Below are 15,970 nucleotides of genomic sequence, written 5' to 3'. Positions count from 1 at the left end.
CCTTTTTGCGGGTTTGGGCTGCGGGGTTGAGCGTTGCCTTTGTTCTATCCGCATTTCATGATGCATCCAGTCAGAATGTATCTGAAAACAAGATGGGTGAGCCATGATGTCCCCCGAAACCCTGCAGGCTTTTGTGCTGGCCGCCGAACTGGGCTCTTTCTCGGCAGCAGCCCGTAGGATGGGCAAGGCGCAGTCGGCGGTTTCCACTGCGATAGCCAATCTGGAGATCGACTGCGGGCTGCAGCTGTTTGACCGCAGCGGGCGGTCGCCGGTGCTGACAAGGGCGGGGCAGGAGATGCTGCCGCACGCGCGCGGGATCCTGTTGGGCCAGCGGGAGTTTACCGCCAAGGCGGCGTCGATGGCGGAAGGGGTGGAGGACAGCCTGTGCCTGGCGGTGGAGCAGGGGCTGAACCTGGCACCGCTGCTGGAGGCGTTGCGCGGCTTTGCTGAAGCCTATCCGCATGTGGCGCTGGAGATTTTGTCGGCAGGCCCCAACGGCACCGCGGCGCTGCTGAAGGAGGGGCGTGCCGATCTTGGGCTGATGACAGAGCAGGAAAGCTATCCGGAGGGCTTTCAGTTCCGCGGTGTCGGCCACACGGCGGTGGTGCCGGTCTGCGGGTGGGATCACCCGCTGGCCGCCCTTGGCCCGCTGGCCCACCGCGACCTGCGGGCGCACCGGCAGCTGGTGCTGCAAAGCCGCGCACAGGAAGCGCACTGGCTGATCGGGGAAACCCACAGCGCCACAATCTGGTCCGCGGAAAATCCAGCCATGATAGTCGAGCTGCTGCAGCAGGGGCTGGGCTGGGCCGAACTGCCGCTGCCCGCGGTGCTGCCGCATCTGGAAAGCGGCGCGCTGGTGCGGCTGCGCTTTGGCTTCCAGCAAAGCGATGCGCTGGCCGGGATCGACGTGGTCTGGACCGCGCAGCGGGTGCTGGGGCAGGCGGGGCAGTGGCTGCAGCAGCACCTCTTGAAGCTGCCGCAGGAGGCGTGGCGGTGCTGAGGGGCAGCTGCCGGTAAAAGACCGCAGCTAAAGGCCCGCCTGAAGCGAGAGGCGGCCAAGACTTGCCAGTGGCTCTGGCGTTTGCAAAGGCCTCGGGAAGAGCTGCGCGCAATTAAACCCTGGAACCGTTCACTCAACGAGGCCCAGATCACAAATCAGAACCTTAACAGGGCTGTCGCTTCGATTGTAAAACCAGTGGTCGGTTTCCGCATCTTCAACCAAGGCGGTTTCGGTGCCCTCTGGGTATTCCCGTTCACCGTCCGGCCGGCCTTCTATCCAAGTGCCTTCCAGCGTGTAGACAAGCCCGGGCCGAGTCTTGTGATCGTGCCGTGCGACCTGTCCTCCGGGTGCGACTGTCGCTAGCCGTAATTGCAAAAAGTAACCTTCGAGACCGGTCTGCCTTTTCATGGATTCCTCGGGGACAACGCCCAACTTGGAAACGCTGATCCCTTTGTGTTCCGTTGGAGGTGTTTCTTGGGCCGTCACGGCGATAACACCGAAGCTTCCCATCAAAGCTCCGGCCGCGAACAGCAGTGACCCTAGGATTGCAGGTTTCATGCTTCCCATCATGCTCTCCTGTTTGGCTTCGAATGGTTCCATATTAACAGAATTCTGCGGCCAATTCCTGAAACCGAAGGTGTCGCTTTGCCGGCACGTAAATGCGGGCGCGGTTCCGGCATTTTGAGCCATTGTGACGGGAGGGTGCATTGTTCGCAGGCTCGCATCATTTCCGCGCAGCACGCCCCCGCAACACAGACGCCCGCCATCCGTTCCCGCCCTCTTGCTTTCAGCGGCCCTTGTGGTAGCAGGGCACAAGCAGAATTCGAGGGGCCGTGATGGACGATCTTAAAGCCAAATACCTGGGTCAGATTGCAGAGGCCGCCGACGAGGCGGCGCTGGAGGCGATCCGCCTTGCCGCCGTCGGCAAGAAGGGCGAAGTGGCGCTGAAGATGCGCGAGCTGGGCAAGATGACCCCGGAAGAGCGCCAGGTGGCCGGCCCGGCGCTGAACGCGCTGAAGGATGAGATCAACTCGGCCCTTGCGGCCAAGAAGGCAGGCCTGGAAGATGCCGCGCTGGATGAGCGCCTGCGCACCGAGTGGCTGGACGTGACCCTGCCGTCGCGCCCTGCGCGCCAGGGCAGCCTGCATCCGATCAGCCAGGTGCAGGAAGAGATCACTGCGATCTTCGCCGAGCTGGGCTTCTCCGTTGCCGAAGGCCCGCGGATCGATACTGACTGGTACAACTTCGATGCGCTGAACATCCCCGGCCACCACCCGGCACGCGCCGAAATGGACACGTTCTATATGCACCGTGCCGAAGGCGACAACCGCCCGCCGCATGTGCTGCGCACCCATACCAGCCCGGTGCAGATCCGCTCGATGGAAAAGATGGGCGCGCCGCTGCGCATCATCTGCCCGGGCGGTGTTTACCGCGCCGACTACGACCAGACCCACACGCCGATGTTCCATCAGGTCGAAGGCCTGGCGCTGGACAAGGACATCTCGATGGCGAACCTCAAGTGGGTGCTGGAGGAATTCGTCAAATCCTTCTTTGAGGTGGACGATGTCGAGCTGCGCTTCCGCGCCTCGCATTTCCCCTTCACCGAGCCGTCGGCCGAGGTAGACATCCGCTGCTCCTGGGAGGGCGGCACGCTGAAGATCGGCGAGGGCGACGACTGGATGGAGATCCTCGGCTCCGGCATGGTGCACCCCAAGGTGATCGCGGCCGGCGGCATCGACCCGGAGATCTACCAGGGCTTTGCCTTCGGCATCGGCATCGACCGCCTGGCGATGCTGAAATACGGCATCCCCGACCTGCGCGCCTTCTTCGACAGCGACCTGCGCTGGCTGCGCCACTACGGCTTCCAGAGCCTGGACATGCCGGCGCTGCATGGCGGTTTGAGCCGGTAAACCCTCCAAAGGTTCAGAACTTTCGCCCGGCCGATAGGCCGGGCAGCGCCCGTCCCGTCCCCCACGGGCGGGCGCTGCCCTGCAAGTTTAGTCCTCAGCGCGGAATCAAGGCCGAGAGGCCGCCGCGCCATCGACTGACCGCCCGCACGGGCAGGCGATTTGGTGAGCCGAGCGCAACGGCTAGGGGTCGTACGGACTTGGCAGGGATAAACTGCCAAACACTGCTGTTGGATCGCCTCCCCGCGGTCAGGCGATGGCGCGGCTAACGGTCCTAATGCGCTTTCCTCAAGCAGGCGCCGCCGCGCCGGCTCCGGCCAGCCGCTCCCCCAGCGCCTTGATCTTGGAGACGCGGTTTTCCTTGTCGGGGATGATGAAGCCGCGGATCTTCCTGTTGACCATGCCGGCCATCAGCTTGCCCAGAAGCTTTGGCGAGCGTGTCTTGGCATAGCGCAGCTTGACCAGGGTGCCGCCGCCGACCTCCTCCATCTCGATGGTTTCATACATCTGCAGGCCCATCGCCAGATTGTAGCGGCCGGTGACATATTCGCCCGGGTTCCAGTCCACCACCTCGTAAGGGAACAGCGCGTCGCCGTGGTAGCAGTGATAAAGCGTGCCGGGCTCGATCTTGCCCTTGTTGGTGTTCAGCAGGTCCATCCGGTCAGCGCCCAGCCATTCCGTCCGCAGGTCCGGCCGGGTGCAGATGGTAAAGGCGATCTCGGGTGAAACCGGCAGCGGGATGATCCACTCGTCCAGCAGCAGGTCATCGGTGGCGCCGACAAAGCTGCGCTCGCTGGAGCGGCGGCGCTGCCAGGCGGCGCGCATGTCGCGGACCACATACTCGACCGGGCCGATATGTTCGATCTCCTCGCTGTGGAACTCGCTTTCATCAAAGAAATCGACCAGGTCCATTGCCCGCAGCGCGTCGCAGGACAGCAGCGTATAGGCGGTGAGGCCGGTGCGCTCGGTGACCGAGTTCTTCAGCAGCCGGAAGGCGGTGATCACGTCGGGGCCGGCCAATTCATGCCTGCCCTGGGTGTCCTGCAGGATGCATTCGCCGTGATGCACCACCAGTTTCAGCTCCAGGTCGCCGATCTTGCTGCAGGCATCGCAGGTGCAGCCGGTGTTGAGGATCATCTTCTCCTTTTCACGGGCGAAGATGCAGTAGAGGTGCTCGGCAAAATCGAGGATGAACTGCTTGGTCATCACCTCGTTTTCGATGGCATAGGCAAACACAGCGTCGCCCTGCAGGCCGGAGACCTGGAGCGGCGCCCGGATGGCGGGTAGCAGCGCGCCGAAGAGCGCATCCAGGATGCCCTTGGAATGCTCCAGCGGGGTGCCGGCCATGAATTTGGTGTAGCCCGACAGGTCGGCAATGACGAAGAAGGCTTTCTGGACTTCGGAATGCTGGGCCGTCATTGGCACCTCCCTGGCAATGTCAGGGCAGTATGCTCGAAGTTGGGGGGAATTCAAAACATAGCAGCTTGGGGGGGGTGAGGGCCAAGTTGCCGGTCATTGAACGTATCGCGGGGCTGACGCCCCGCCCCACAAACTTGTGACGTGACAGCTGCCCTGCGGTGGCTACCCTAGGGCGAATGATCCGCACCGCTCTTTCCCTCTCCGCCGCCCTGCTGTGGGCCTCTGCCGCTGCCGCCATGGGGCCGTCGAAATCCGCTAAGTGCCACGGGGAGATGCCCTGCGAACTGGGTGACCGCTCCTATCATGTGATGGAGCCTGCAGGCTGGGACGGGGTCTCGCCCCTGCCGGTGCTGCTGCATTTCCACGGCTGGTCGCGCACGGGGCGCCATGCGCAGCACAGCAACAGGGTGGGGGCATCCGCCAAGCGGCGGGGCATCCTGCTGGTGACGCCGAACGGGCGGCGCAAGACCTGGGATTTCTGGTCGGCGGAGACAGAGGATGTCGCCTTTGCCGATGCGGTGCTGGCGGACGTCGCCAGGCGCTATCCCGTTGACGCGGAACGGATCTATGTTTCGGGCTACTCCTACGGGTCGGCCATGGCCTGGCGCTATGTCTGCCACAGCGGCAATGATGTGGCGGCATTGCTGGCGGTGGCGGGCACTATCCAGCAGAGTGAAAACTGCCCCGAAGCCCCGCGCGAGGTGCGCCATGTGCATGGGCTGAAGGACACGGTAATGGATTTCCCCTACGGCCCCGGCGGCGAGCGGACCTATCCGGTGGCGCTGTGGCAGGCGCGGCTGGGATGCGGTGCAGCGCGGGTGCTGGGCCAGTGGCAGGCGGTGGAATGGCTGAAGCTGGAGCGCACGGTCTGGGCGGGCTGCACAGAAGGGAAGGTGGTGCTGGACACCCATCCCGGCGGCCATTTCATCCCGCACGGCTGGATCGGGCGGCAATTGGATGAGCTTTTGAACCTCACTCCCAGCTATCCTTGAGTGCGGGCGTGCTGAACCCTTGAACCTTGGCGCATTCTTTGCCATTGCCTCAGGTCAAACACGCATGTCTGCCAAGGGGTCCCCGACCGATGAAATTCACGCTTTCCTGGCTGAAAGACCACCTCGACACCGACGCCTCGGTGGAAGAGATCACTGACGCCCTGACCGATCTGGGCCTTGAGGTCGAAGGGGTCGTCAATCCGGCTGACGCGCTGAAGGACTTCACCCTCGGCTATGTGAAACACGCCGAGAAACACCCCGACGCCGACAAGCTGCGGGTCTGCAAGGTGGACACCGACGAGGGCGAGCTGCAGATCATCTGCGGCGCGCCGAACGCGCGTGAAGGCATCACCGTGGTGGTCTGCAAGCCGGGCATGTATATCCCCGGCCTCGACATCACCATCGGCGTCGGCAAGATCCGCGGCATCGAGAGCTTTGGCATGATGGCCTCCGAGCGCGAGCTGGAGCTGTCGGAAGAGCATGACGGCATCATCGAGCTGCCCTCCGGCGCGGTTGGCGACAAGTTCGTGGACTGGCTGGCGGAGAACGATCCGGCCAAGGTCGATCCGGTGATCGAGATCGCGATCACCCCGAACCGCCCCGATGCGCTGGGCGTCTACGGCATTGCCCGCGACCTGGCGGCACGCGGCCTCGGCACCCTCAAGACCCGCGCGTTCGAAGCGATCCCGGGTGACTTCGCAAGCCCGATCAAGGTCACAATCGACGCCGACACGCTGGACGGCTGCCCGCTGTTTGCAGGCCGGGTGATCAAGGGCGTGAAGAACGGCCCCAGCCCGCAGTGGCTGCAGGACCGGCTGAAGGCGATCGGCCTGCGCCCCATTTCGGCGCTGGTGGACATCACCAACTTCTTCACCTTCGACGAGAACCGCCCGTTGCATGTGTTTGACGCGGCCAAGGTCGCGGGCGACCTGCGGGTGCACCGCGCGGCTGGCGGCGAGACCCTGAAGGCGCTGGACGAGAAGGAATACACATTCGGCGCCGGCCAAATGGTGATTTCGGATGCCAACGGGCCGGAAAGCATCGGCGGCATCATGGGCGGCGAGGAGACCGGCTGCACCGAGGAAACCGTGGACGTGTTCCTGGAGAGCGCGTTCTGGAATCACGTGCAGATCGCCATGGCGGGCCGAGCGCTCAAGATCAACTCCGACGCGCGCTACCGCTTTGAGCGCGGCGTCGATCCGGAATACACCATCGAGGGCCTGCACCGGGCGACCCAGATGATCCTGGATCTGTGCGGCGGCGAGCCGTCGGAGGTGGTGATCGCGGGCGACGTGCCGGACCATTCCCGCGCCTACAAGCTGGATGCCGACCGGGTGCAGTCGCTGGTGGGGATGGAGATCCCGGAAAGCGATCAGCGCCAGACCCTGACCCGCCTGGGCTTCCGCCTGGAAGGCAGCATGGCGCATGTGCCGAGCTGGCGCCCGGACGTGCAGGGCGAGGCCGACCTGGTGGAAGAGGTCGCGCGGATCGCCTCGCTCACCAAGCTGGTGGGCAAGCCGCTGCCGCGGCTGACCGACGGCATCCCCAAGCCGGTGATGACCCCGCAGCAGCGCCGCCAGCAGATGGCGCGCCGCACCTGCGCCAGCCTCGGCTATAATGAGGTGGTGAGCTACAGCTTCATCGATCAGGCCTCCGCTGCGCTGTTCGGCGGCGGTGACGATGCCACCATGCTGGCCAACCCGATATCTTCCGAGATGTCGCACATGCGCCCCGATCTGCTGGCAGGCCTGTTGCAGGCTGCGGCCCGCAACCAGGCGCGCGGCTATATGGATCTGGCGCTGTTTGAGGCGGGTCCTGCCTTCACCGGCGGCGAGCCGGGCGAGCAGGTCACCCAGATCGCGGGCCTTTTGGTGGGGCGCACCGGGCCGAAGGACGTGCATGGCGCCTCGCGCGCGGTGGATCTCTATGATGCCAAGGCCGACATCGAGGCGGTGCTGGCCGCCATCGGCGCGCCGGCCAAAGTGCAGATCCTGCGCGAAGGCGCTGCCTGGTGGCACCCGGGCCGCCATGGCCGCATCTGCCTGGGCCCGAAAAAGACCCTCGGCGTCTTTGGCGAGCTGCACCCGAAGGTGCTGAAAGCGATGGGCATCAAGGGCGCAGCCGTGGCCTTCACCGTCTTCCCGGATGAGGTGCCGCTGCCGCGCAAGTCCGGCGCCACCCGCCCGGCGCTGGCGATCAGCGACCTGCAGGCGGTGGAGCGGGACTTTGCCTTTGTCGTCGACGACAGCGTCGAGGCGCTGACCCTGGTCAATGCCGCGGCCGGCGCCGACAAGGCGCTGATTGAGGATGTGCGTGTCTTTGACGAGTTCATCGGCGGCTCCCTGGGCGAGGGCAAGAAGTCGCTGGCGATCACTGTGCGGCTGCAGCCCAGCGACCAGACGCTGAAGGAAAAGGACATCGAAGCGGTGAGCGAGAAGATCATCGCCAAGGTCACCAAGGCAACCGGCGGCACCCTGCGCGGGTAACGGCGGTTCCAAGGCTTTTTTGAAAAGCCTTGGCAAAGGGTTTCAGAAAACTTTTGGGCAGCGCAACCTGCGGGGCGCTGCCCTTTTTCATATCATCTACCGGAAAAGAACTCCGCCAGCAGGTCGAACACCAGCCGGATGCGGCGGCTGGTGTGCAACTCGCGGTGGGTGGTGAGCCAGACCGGGAAGGTCATGGCGTCGCTGCCGGGCAGCAGCCGCTCCACCTCCGGCGCGGCGGCGGCGACCTCATCCGACATCGGGGTAATGCCGAACCCGTGCCGGACCAGCTCCCAGGCGACCAGGCCGCTATTGGAGCCGATGCGGAAATTGTCCGGCGTGATCGGGATACCCATCGGTTCCAAGTATTCGATCATCCGGCCGGCGTCGCCGAAGCCGACGAAATCATGATCCCCCAGATCATCCAGCGACGACGGGCGGCCGCGCCGGTCAAGATAGGACTTGGCGGCATAGAAATGCCCGGTGGCCTCCTGCACCAGGCGGGCAATCAGCTCGGGCTGCTCCGGGCGGACGTGGCGGATGGCAATGTCCGCCTCGCGCCGCATCAGGTCGCGGATGTCGTTTGCGGCCACCACATCGACGGTGAGGTTGGGGGCCCGCTGGCGCAGCTGCTGCAGCAGGGGCGGCAGCACATGGGCGGACATCACGTCGGAGGCGGTGATCCTTACAGTGCCTTCGATGGATTGCGCCTGGCCGCTGGCCGCCAGGGCCAGCGCGTCCGCGGCCGCGCCCATGCGGCGGCTGTGGGCGCGCAGCTCATGCCCGGCTTCGGTCAGGGCCAGCGAGCGGCCAAGGCGCTCGAACAGCAGCACGCCCAGCTCCGCCTCCAGCGCCGCGACCTGGCGCGACAGCGTCGGCTGGGTCAGGCCAAGCTGCCGCGCGGCGGCCGACAGCGAACCGGTTTCAGCGGTGGCAAGGAAAGCGCGGATATGGTTCCAGTCGGGCATTATCATGCAAATACGTATATCAGTCTTGCGGATTTCGGCAATTTATCCGTGGTTCCTGCATATGTAGGGTTTGGGCAACCAAGGAGACCCGCAATGACCGCCGACGCCCGCTTTTGGAACAAGATCGCCCCCAAATACGCCAAATCGCCGATCCGCGACATGGATGCCTACCGCTACACGCTGGAGCGGACACGGTCCTATCTCAAGGCGGATGATGCCGTTCTGGAACTGGGCTGCGGCACCGGTTCCACCGCCATCGAACTGGCTCCCGGCGTCGCCCGGATTGTCGCAACCGATCTGTCGGAGGCGATGCTGGAGGTCGGCCGCGAGCGGACCTGGGATGCAGGCGCGGCCAACATCGAATTCCACTGCTGCAGCGCCGGGCAGGCGCCTGAGGGGCCGTTTGACGCGGTGCTGGCGCATAACCTGCTGCATTTGCTGCCGGATCTGGAGCAGGTTTTGAATGGCGTGGCGGCGCGGCTGCGCCCCGGCGGGCTGTTCATCTCCAAGACGCCATGCCTGGGCGAGTCGCGGGGCAGCTGGAAGTACTGGCTGTTTTCGGCGGCCATCCCGCTGATGCGGCTGGCGGGCAGGGCGCCCAGCTATGTGGACTTCATGGACATCCGCAAGCTGGAGGCGGCAGTGCAGAAAACAGGCTTTGAGATCATCGAGACCGGCAACTACCCGGCGGACACGCCGGGGCGCTATCTGGTGGCGCGGCGGCGCTGAGCTTTGCCTTTGCCCCATCCGCGCTAGGTAACGGGGTGGAGGCTGACATGTTTGAGGACCGGATTTCTGCCGGGCTTCAGCTGGCCGAGAAACTGGCTGAACTGCCGATGACGGATCCCGTGGTGCTGGCGCTGCCGCGGGGCGGGGTTCCTGTAGCGCTGCCGATCGCGCAGAAACTGCAGGCCCCCATGGACCTGATCCTGATCCGCAAGATCGGCATGCCCTCCAATCCGGAGCTGGCTGCAGGCGCCCTGGCTGAGGGCAGCAATCCCATATTCAACGGCGCCCTGCTGCAGGCCACTGGCATGAAACCGGAGGATTTTGCTGCCCAGGTGGCCCAGGCGCGGGAAGAGAACGCCGCCCGCCGCGCCCGCTATCTGCAGGGGCATCCGCCGGTGGAGCTGGAAGGCCGCACGGTCATCGTGGTGGATGACGGGATTGCCACCGGCGCCACCTTCATGGCCGCGCATTTCTGGCTCAAGGAGCGCAAACCTGCGGAAGTGATCCTGGCGGTGCCGGTGGCGCCGCCGGAAGCGGTGGACGAACTGCGCCCCTTGGTGGATACTCTGGTCTGTTTGCTGAGCCCCAGGGAGTTCTGGGCGGTCGGCGCGCATTACAGGGATTTTAAGCAAACCAGCGATGACGAGGTCACGGCCGCCCTGGCCGCGGCCCCGCAGGCTGGCGCAGGAAAGGACAAGACGTGGCATTGAATGTTTATCTCTCGGGCGAGATCCACACCGACTGGCGGGAGCAGATCATCGAAGGCGCAAAGGGGCTGGAGGTGAGCTTCAGCGCGCCGGTAACGGATCACGACGCCAGCGACGATTGCGGGGTGGCGGTGCTGGGCGCCGAGGAAAACAAGTACTGGCACGACCACAAGGGCGCGATGGTCAACGCGATCCGCACCCGCAAGGGGATTGCCGACGCCGACGTGGTGGTCGTGCGCTTTGGCGACAAGTACAAGCAGTGGAACGCGGCCTTTGACGCGGGCTATGCCGCGGCGCTGGGCAAGTCGATCATCGTGCTCAGCCCGCCGGAGCATCAGCACGCGCTGAAAGAGGTCCACGCCGCCGCGCTGGCGGTGGCGGCGGAGCCGCGCCAGGTGGTCGAAATCCTCACCTATGTTCTGACCGGCAAGCTGCCTGCATGACGCCACCGGTGCTCGAGACGGAGCGGCTGATCCTGCGCCCGCACCGGGTGCAGGATTTTGATGATGTGGCCACGCTCTGGGCAGAGCCGGAGGTGGTGCGTTTCATCTCCGGCAAGCCTTCCACGCCGGAGGAAAGCTGGACCCGGCTGCTGCGCTATATCGGCCATTGGCAGGCGCTGGGGTACGGCTATTGGGCGGTCACCCTGCGCGGCAGCGGCCGGTTTGTCGGCGAGGTGGGCTTTGCCAACTACCAGCGCAGCATGGAGCCGCCGCTGGCGGATGTGCCGGAAGCGGGCTGGGTGCTGGCGCCCGGGGTGCACGGGCAGGGTATCGCCACCGAGGCGGTGGGCCGCATCCACCAATGGGCGGCAGAGATGACGGACTGGGCGGAGACCGCCTGCATCTTTGACCCGTCCCACACGGTGTCGCACAGGGTGGCGCGCAAGCTGGGCTATGCGCCTGCTGGCGAGGCCCTGTACCGGGGCAATCCCACGCTGGTCATGAAGCGGGCAATTTCCCGGCGGTGACGCCGGAGAGTGCAGGCGTACAACTGAAACTTGAATTTTTGCGGCGCTTTGCCTGGCCATAAGCTGTGGTGCGGGCGGTGCGGTTTGCAGGGCGGTTTGCAGCCCATTCAACGGTTCTTTAACGGGAGCGGCCTACATTCGTCCCGAGACTGGAACACTAAATAAGGCGCCGCACTGTTTTTCAGGGCGGTGTTTGAGCCCTCTTAATGACAAACCGCCGCAGACCTGCTTCGCAAATCACGCCGCTGATCGAGGACACGGGGCTGTTCAAGCGCGAGGTGCGCGATGTGCCGGTGGAGCTGGTGCCGGTGTTCAGCCGCAACAACCGCGGCGACCTGGTGGTGAAAGGCATTGTCCAGCCGGGCGCTGAGATCGAGGTGGTTTTCGCCGGCCGCCGCCTGCGCGAGGCCGCGAGCCTGGTCGAGCGGATGCGCAAGCTGCGGATGCAGGGAGCGCGGTCGGCGCTGAACGGCCATGAGGCGATGAACCAGATCAGCCGGCTGCGGCTGCCGGTGCAGGTGCGCGGCACTTGGCGGTTCCGCTTCCAGCCCGACGAGTCCGGCTGGGAAGTGAAGAGCTATCAGCTGATGGCAGCGCAGTGGGCCTTTGTGGATGAAGACGGGATGACAGTGCTGTGCGGCATGCCGCCTGCTGAGCCGGACGACAGGCGGCAGGAGCGGGCCCGCGCGGCCCGCACCCGCCAGGCGGAGGCCAAGGCCAGAACCGCCGCCCGGACGCCCCAGGACAGGTAAGCGCCCCGCCAAAGGCGGGATGCGGCCCCGGCAGGGGCCGAAGCCGGGCGGGGGCCCTCAGCCCGCTTTCTTGATTTCCACCGAATGCGGATAGGGGATCGAGATGCCCTTGGCATCGAAGGCTTCCTTCACACCCTGGGTCAGGGCGAATTTCAGCTCCCAGTAATCCTCGGCCTTGCACCAGACCCGCGCGGTCAGATCGACCGAGCTGTCGCCCAGATTGGTGACCCGGACCCAGGGTTCCGGATCCTGCAGCACCCGGGAATCGGCATTGGCCGCAGCCAGGATGATTGCCTTGGCAGTCTCGGCGCTGTCGCCGTAGTCGATGCCGAACACCATGTCGACGCGGCGGGTGGGGTGGTGCGAGAAGTTGGTGATGACAGAGCCCCAGGCCTGGCCGTTGGGAACGATGATCTGCACGTTGTCGGGCGTCGCCAGTTCAGTCACGAACAGGTTCACGTCCTTCACCGTGCCGGCGGTGCCGCCGATGTCGACATACTGGCCGATCTTGTAGGGGCGGAACAGGACCAGCATGAAGCCCGCTGCCAGATCGCTGAGCGTGCCCTGAAGCGCCAGGCCGATGGCCAGGGTGGCGGCGCCCAGCATCGCCACCAGGCTGGTGGCCTCGATCCCGAAGATGTTGAGGATGGCAACCAGCACTACCGCCAGCAGCGCCCAGCGGATCATGCTGGCGGCGAAATTGCCCAGCGTCGGGTCGATCTGCGGTGTCTTGTTGATGCGGTTGCGCACAGCGGCGCTGATCCAGCCGGTTGCGATCCAGCCGAGGATCAGCACCACCAGCGCCTTGACCCCTGCCACCAGCAGCGGCCACAGCGCGCCCGCCTGTTCGATAAGTTGTTCCATGTCCGCTGTCCCTAACGGTTTTTCTTGTGCGCCGGACTGTCGTGCAAGCAGAGCGCTGTGGCAATAGGGCGCAGCGGGGAAAGATCACGCGGATGCGGCTCAACCCTTTGGGGTGGAGCTGGACAGGATGCGGTGAACGATGCGTGCGCTGCCGCCCGGAGCCGGGCGGCAGGGTGGCCGGGCGCCCGCCTGCAGGTCAGGCGAGGTCGAACTCTTCCGCGTCCAGCTCTTCCTCGCCGGCCGGTTCCGGCTCTGCATAGTCGTCCAGGCTCAGCGCCGCCATCAGGTCCTGGCCGGACAGATCCTCAGTCCCTTCGAGCGCATCGTCATAGGCCGCCAGCAGCTCATCAGCGTCCTGGAAGCCGCCTTCCGGCGCCTCGATGCGGAACAGCTCTTCCGGATAGCCGTCCTCGCCGGTGCCATAGAAGACCACGCCCTGCACCGCGGCCAGATCGCCGCCGACCTCATCGGACAGGAAAAAGCTGAGGTAGTTCTCGAACACCGGCTCGGTGCCTTCGGGCAGGGCCAGGTTGCCATAGGGGTTCGGATCGGGCTCTTCGTCCAGAATGTAGGTGCCGCCCTGCGGGTCGCCGGACGCCGTGAACACCTCGCCGAAGAAGACCTTTTCAAAAGTGGGCTCTTCCGGGTCCTCCGGCTCTTCCGGTTCATCGGGGTCGTCGCTGACACCCTTGATGGAGCCTGCGTCGGTGCTGGTGGAGGTGGCGCGGATACCGAAGATGTCGATCTCGTCCAGGCTGCCGATGTCCAGGGAGACGGTCAGGGTGTCGCCGGTCTGCAGATAGGTTTCCTTGTCCTCGCCCTCCGGGCCAAGGCCGGGATCGCTGAGCGCTGTGGCCTCGTCCCACTGAACCTTCTCGCCGTCAAGACTGGCGCCGTTCATGTTCAGCGGCCCTTTTAGGGAGGCGCTGGAGCCGGAGAAATCATCGTCGCCGAAATAGATGGCGTTCACGTCCATGGCGCCTTCATCGACAGTGATATCGGCGAAAAACGCACCGTTTTCCTCATAAACGGTGACGGTGTAGGCGAGGCCATCCACCTCGTAGGTAAAGACTTTGGAGCTATCGGGCATCGGTGTGCTTTCAGTCATGACCGGAAAAAGCTGAACGGCCTTGCCCTGCCGGCCGGTGCTGTCCGGGCATGCCGCGTTTCACAAAATTGCCGCATTTTTAACAAAATTGGGGCGATCCAAAAACCGCTTGGCCGGGAACAAATCCTGCCGATTGTTGCTGCTGGGTGAACAGAGGATGCCCCGCCTTCCGGCCTCAGGACAGCAGCATCCAGACCGCAACCCCGGCCAGAATGACACCGAACAGGACGTTCAGGCTGCGGGCGCCGCCGGAGGTCCGGAACAGTTTTGCAAGGCTGCCGCCCGCCAGGGCCCAGACCGTGAAGGCCAGCAGGTTGTTGAGGGTGAACACGGTGGTGATCCACAGCACAGGCGCCGCGGTTCCCGGTGCATCCGGTTCCAGAAACTGCGAGAACATCAGGGCGATGATCACATACGCCTTGGGGTTCAGCACCAGCAGTGCGGCCCCGCTGGCAAAGCTGGCCGGCTGCGGCGCCTGCGCGCCCTTCAGCACTTCGGCCCGCAGCAGCTTCCAGGCCAGCCACAGGACATAGAGGGAGCCTGCCGTCTTCAGCACGGCAAAGAGTTGCGGCGCCCGGTCCAGCGCTGTGACGAAGCCAAAGCCGATTGCTGCCGTCACCACCCAGGTTGCCAGGTGGTACCCGGCATTGGCGGGCACCGTTGCAGCGAATCCGAAGCGCGCGGCATTGGCTGCAAAGAACAGGTTGCCGGGGCCGGGGCTGTAGGCGAGCGGGAACAGGAACAGGATCAGGGCGGCGGTTGTCTGGAGCATCTGGAAAACCTCTTGGTGCGGTTCCAGAAATGGCTTTTCTGCCGGCCGGGTCGATCCGGTTCTTGCGCAAAGGCAGGCAAGCAAAAAAGCCCCGCCGGATTGGCGGGGCTTTGCTGTCTGTTTTCACTGTCCGCGGCGCGGGCTTACTGCTTGAGCGCCTGCTCCGGCGCCAGCACGTCGAGGCCCAGGGCCTCGCCGACGGCGGCGTAGGTCAGCTTGCCGGCGTGCACGTTCAGGCCGTTCAGCAGGTGGCGGTCATCCGCGCAGGCCTGGCGCCAGCCCTTGTTGGCCAGGTTCAGCATGAAGGGCAGGGTGGCGTTGCCCAGGGCCTGGGTCGAGGTGCGCGCCACGGCGCCCGGCATGTTGGCCACGCAGTAGTGCATGATGCCGTCGACTTCATAGATCGGGTCGGCGTGGGTGGTTGCCTTGGAGGTCTCGAAGCAGCCGCCCTGGTCGATCGCAACGTCCACCAGCACCGCGCCCGGCTTCATTTCGGACAGCTGTGCGCGGGACACCAGTTTCGGGGCTGCCGCACCGGGGACCAGAACCGCGCCGATCACCATGTCGGCGTCGCGCACCAGTTCGGCGGTGGCGCCGGCGGTGGAGTACTGGTTCTTGAAGGTGCGGCCGAACACGTCGTCCAGGTATTTCAGGCGGGTCAGCGAACGGTCGAGGATGGTGACATCCGCGCCCATGCCGGCTGCGATTTTGGCTGCATGGGTGCCGACGACACCGCCGCCGATCACCACTACCTTGGCCGGGGCCACGCCGGGGACGCCTCCCATCAGCACGCCGCGGCCGCCGTTGGCCTTCTGCAAGGTGTAGGAGCCAACCTGCGGTGCCAGGCGGCCGGCCACTTCCGACATCGGCGCCAGCAGCGGCAGGCCGCCGCGGTCGTCGGTGACGGTCTCGTAAGCGATTGCAGTACAACCGCTTTCCAGCAGGTCGTGGGTCTGTGCCGGATCGGGTGCCAGGTGCAGGTAGGTGAACAGCAGCTGGCCTTCGCGCAGCATCTTGCGTTCAACCGCCTGCGGTTCCTTCACCTTGACGATCATGTCGGCGGTGGCAAAGATTTCCTCGGCGGTGTCCAGGATCGCGGCACCGGCGGAGACATAGTCCTCGTCGGTGAAGCCGGCGCCGAGGCCCGCGCCTTGCTGGATGACAACCTCGTGGCCGCGCAGGACGGCCTCGCGGGCCGCGTCCGGGGTCATGCCGACGCGGAATTCCTGCGGTTTGATTTCGGTGGGGCAGCCGATTTTCATGTGAGTATCTCCTCAAACTCTCTGCGGTCATATTGCC

General features: G+C 65.1%; 16 protein-coding genes. 9 read left to right on the top strand and 7 right to left on the bottom strand.

Translation table 11 applies throughout. The features are described 5' to 3' along the window. Window positions 1–106: 106 nt before the first annotated feature. On the top strand, window positions 107–1,000 hold the full coding sequence (locus LHL23_RS13670; protein ID WP_226430266.1) for a LysR family transcriptional regulator: 894 nt from the start codon (window positions 107–109) through the stop codon (window positions 998–1,000). A 129-nt stretch (window positions 1,001–1,129) separates the two neighbouring features. On the opposite strand, the gene LHL23_RS13665 is transcribed toward LHL23_RS13670, so the two are convergent. Further along, a complete protein-coding gene (locus tag LHL23_RS13665) occupies window positions 1,130–1,600 on the bottom strand; it encodes a cupin domain-containing protein (protein WP_226430265.1) in 471 nt (156 codons plus the stop codon). Window positions 1,601–1,836: 236 nt separating this feature from the next. On the opposite strand from LHL23_RS13665, the gene pheS reads away from it, so the two are divergent. Beyond that, the gene (gene pheS, locus LHL23_RS13660) at window positions 1,837–2,910 is read left to right on the top strand and encodes a phenylalanine--tRNA ligase subunit alpha (RefSeq protein WP_226430264.1); all 1,074 of its coding nucleotides are present in this window, start codon (window positions 1,837–1,839) and stop codon (window positions 2,908–2,910) included. Between the two features lie 285 nt (window positions 2,911–3,195). Here pheS and LHL23_RS13655 read toward each other — a convergent pair whose 3' ends face one another. Then, window positions 3,196–4,326 (bottom strand): DUF2652 domain-containing protein, encoded by a 1,131-nt coding sequence (locus LHL23_RS13655; protein WP_226430263.1) that lies wholly within the window; start codon window positions 4,324–4,326, stop codon window positions 3,196–3,198. A gap of 176 nt (window positions 4,327–4,502) precedes the next feature. On the opposite strand from LHL23_RS13655, the gene LHL23_RS13650 reads away from it, so the two are divergent. Then, entirely contained in the window at window positions 4,503–5,318 is an 816-nt protein-coding gene (locus LHL23_RS13650; protein WP_226430262.1) for an alpha/beta hydrolase family esterase, read from the top strand. An 89-nt stretch (window positions 5,319–5,407) separates the two neighbouring features. After that, window positions 5,408–7,804 (top strand): phenylalanine--tRNA ligase subunit beta, encoded by a 2,397-nt coding sequence (gene pheT / locus LHL23_RS13645; RefSeq protein WP_226430261.1) that lies wholly within the window; start codon window positions 5,408–5,410, stop codon window positions 7,802–7,804. A 92-nt stretch (window positions 7,805–7,896) separates the two neighbouring features. Here pheT and LHL23_RS13640 read toward each other — a convergent pair whose 3' ends face one another. Further along, complete coding sequence (locus tag LHL23_RS13640) at window positions 7,897–8,775, bottom strand: LysR family transcriptional regulator (protein ID WP_226430260.1); 879 nt, start codon at window positions 8,773–8,775, stop codon at window positions 7,897–7,899. Window positions 8,776–8,862: 87 nt separating this feature from the next. On the opposite strand from LHL23_RS13640, the gene LHL23_RS13635 reads away from it, so the two are divergent. From LHL23_RS13635 to LHL23_RS13615, 5 genes are all read left to right on the top strand, one after another. Next, complete coding sequence (locus LHL23_RS13635) at window positions 8,863–9,498, top strand: class I SAM-dependent methyltransferase (protein WP_226430259.1); 636 nt, start codon at window positions 8,863–8,865, stop codon at window positions 9,496–9,498. Window positions 9,499–9,545: 47 nt separating this feature from the next. Further along, a complete protein-coding gene (locus tag LHL23_RS13630; RefSeq protein ID WP_226430258.1) occupies window positions 9,546–10,208 on the top strand; it encodes a phosphoribosyltransferase in 663 nt (220 codons plus the stop codon). Next, on the top strand, window positions 10,199–10,648 hold the full coding sequence (locus LHL23_RS13625; protein WP_226430257.1) for a YtoQ family protein: 450 nt from the start codon (window positions 10,199–10,201) through the stop codon (window positions 10,646–10,648). The genes LHL23_RS13630 and LHL23_RS13625 overlap by 10 nt, the downstream gene beginning before the upstream one ends. Next, window positions 10,645–11,175, top strand: coding sequence for a GNAT family N-acetyltransferase (locus LHL23_RS13620; RefSeq protein WP_226430256.1), 531 nt, complete (start codon window positions 10,645–10,647; stop codon window positions 11,173–11,175). The genes LHL23_RS13625 and LHL23_RS13620 overlap by 4 nt, the downstream gene beginning before the upstream one ends. A 206-nt stretch (window positions 11,176–11,381) precedes the next feature. Continuing rightward, window positions 11,382–11,927 carry a hypothetical protein gene (locus LHL23_RS13615; RefSeq protein ID WP_226430255.1) on the top strand — a complete coding sequence of 182 codons (546 nt, stop codon included), beginning with the start codon at window positions 11,382–11,384 and terminating at the stop codon, window positions 11,925–11,927. 57 nt (window positions 11,928–11,984) lie between these two features. Here the strand turns inward: LHL23_RS13615 and LHL23_RS13610 are convergent, their stop codons facing one another. The 4 genes from LHL23_RS13610 to ald form a co-directional block, all read right to left on the bottom strand. Then, window positions 11,985–12,791, bottom strand: coding sequence for a mechanosensitive ion channel family protein (locus LHL23_RS13610; protein ID WP_226430254.1), 807 nt, complete (start codon window positions 12,789–12,791; stop codon window positions 11,985–11,987). A gap of 196 nt (window positions 12,792–12,987) precedes the next feature. Continuing rightward, window positions 12,988–13,899: a hypothetical protein gene (locus LHL23_RS13605; protein ID WP_226430253.1), complete on the bottom strand. Its 912-nt coding sequence runs from the start codon at window positions 13,897–13,899 to the stop codon at window positions 12,988–12,990. 175 nt (window positions 13,900–14,074) lie between these two features. Then, window positions 14,075–14,671 carry a LysE family translocator gene (locus LHL23_RS13600; protein ID WP_226430252.1) on the bottom strand — a complete coding sequence of 199 codons (597 nt, stop codon included), beginning with the start codon at window positions 14,669–14,671 and terminating at the stop codon, window positions 14,075–14,077. A gap of 143 nt (window positions 14,672–14,814) precedes the next feature. Then, entirely contained in the window at window positions 14,815–15,933 is a 1,119-nt protein-coding gene (ald, locus tag LHL23_RS13595) for an alanine dehydrogenase (protein WP_222479882.1), read from the bottom strand. Between the last annotated feature and the right edge of the window lie 37 nt (window positions 15,934–15,970).

It is taken from the genome of Leisingera sp. McT4-56 (genome assembly GCF_020514995.1).
Classification (GTDB): Bacteria; Pseudomonadota; Alphaproteobacteria; order Rhodobacterales; family Rhodobacteraceae; genus Leisingera; species Leisingera aquaemixtae_A.
The sequence above is the reverse complement of the archived record's forward strand: the minus strand, read 5'-3'. Positions and strand labels throughout refer to the sequence as shown.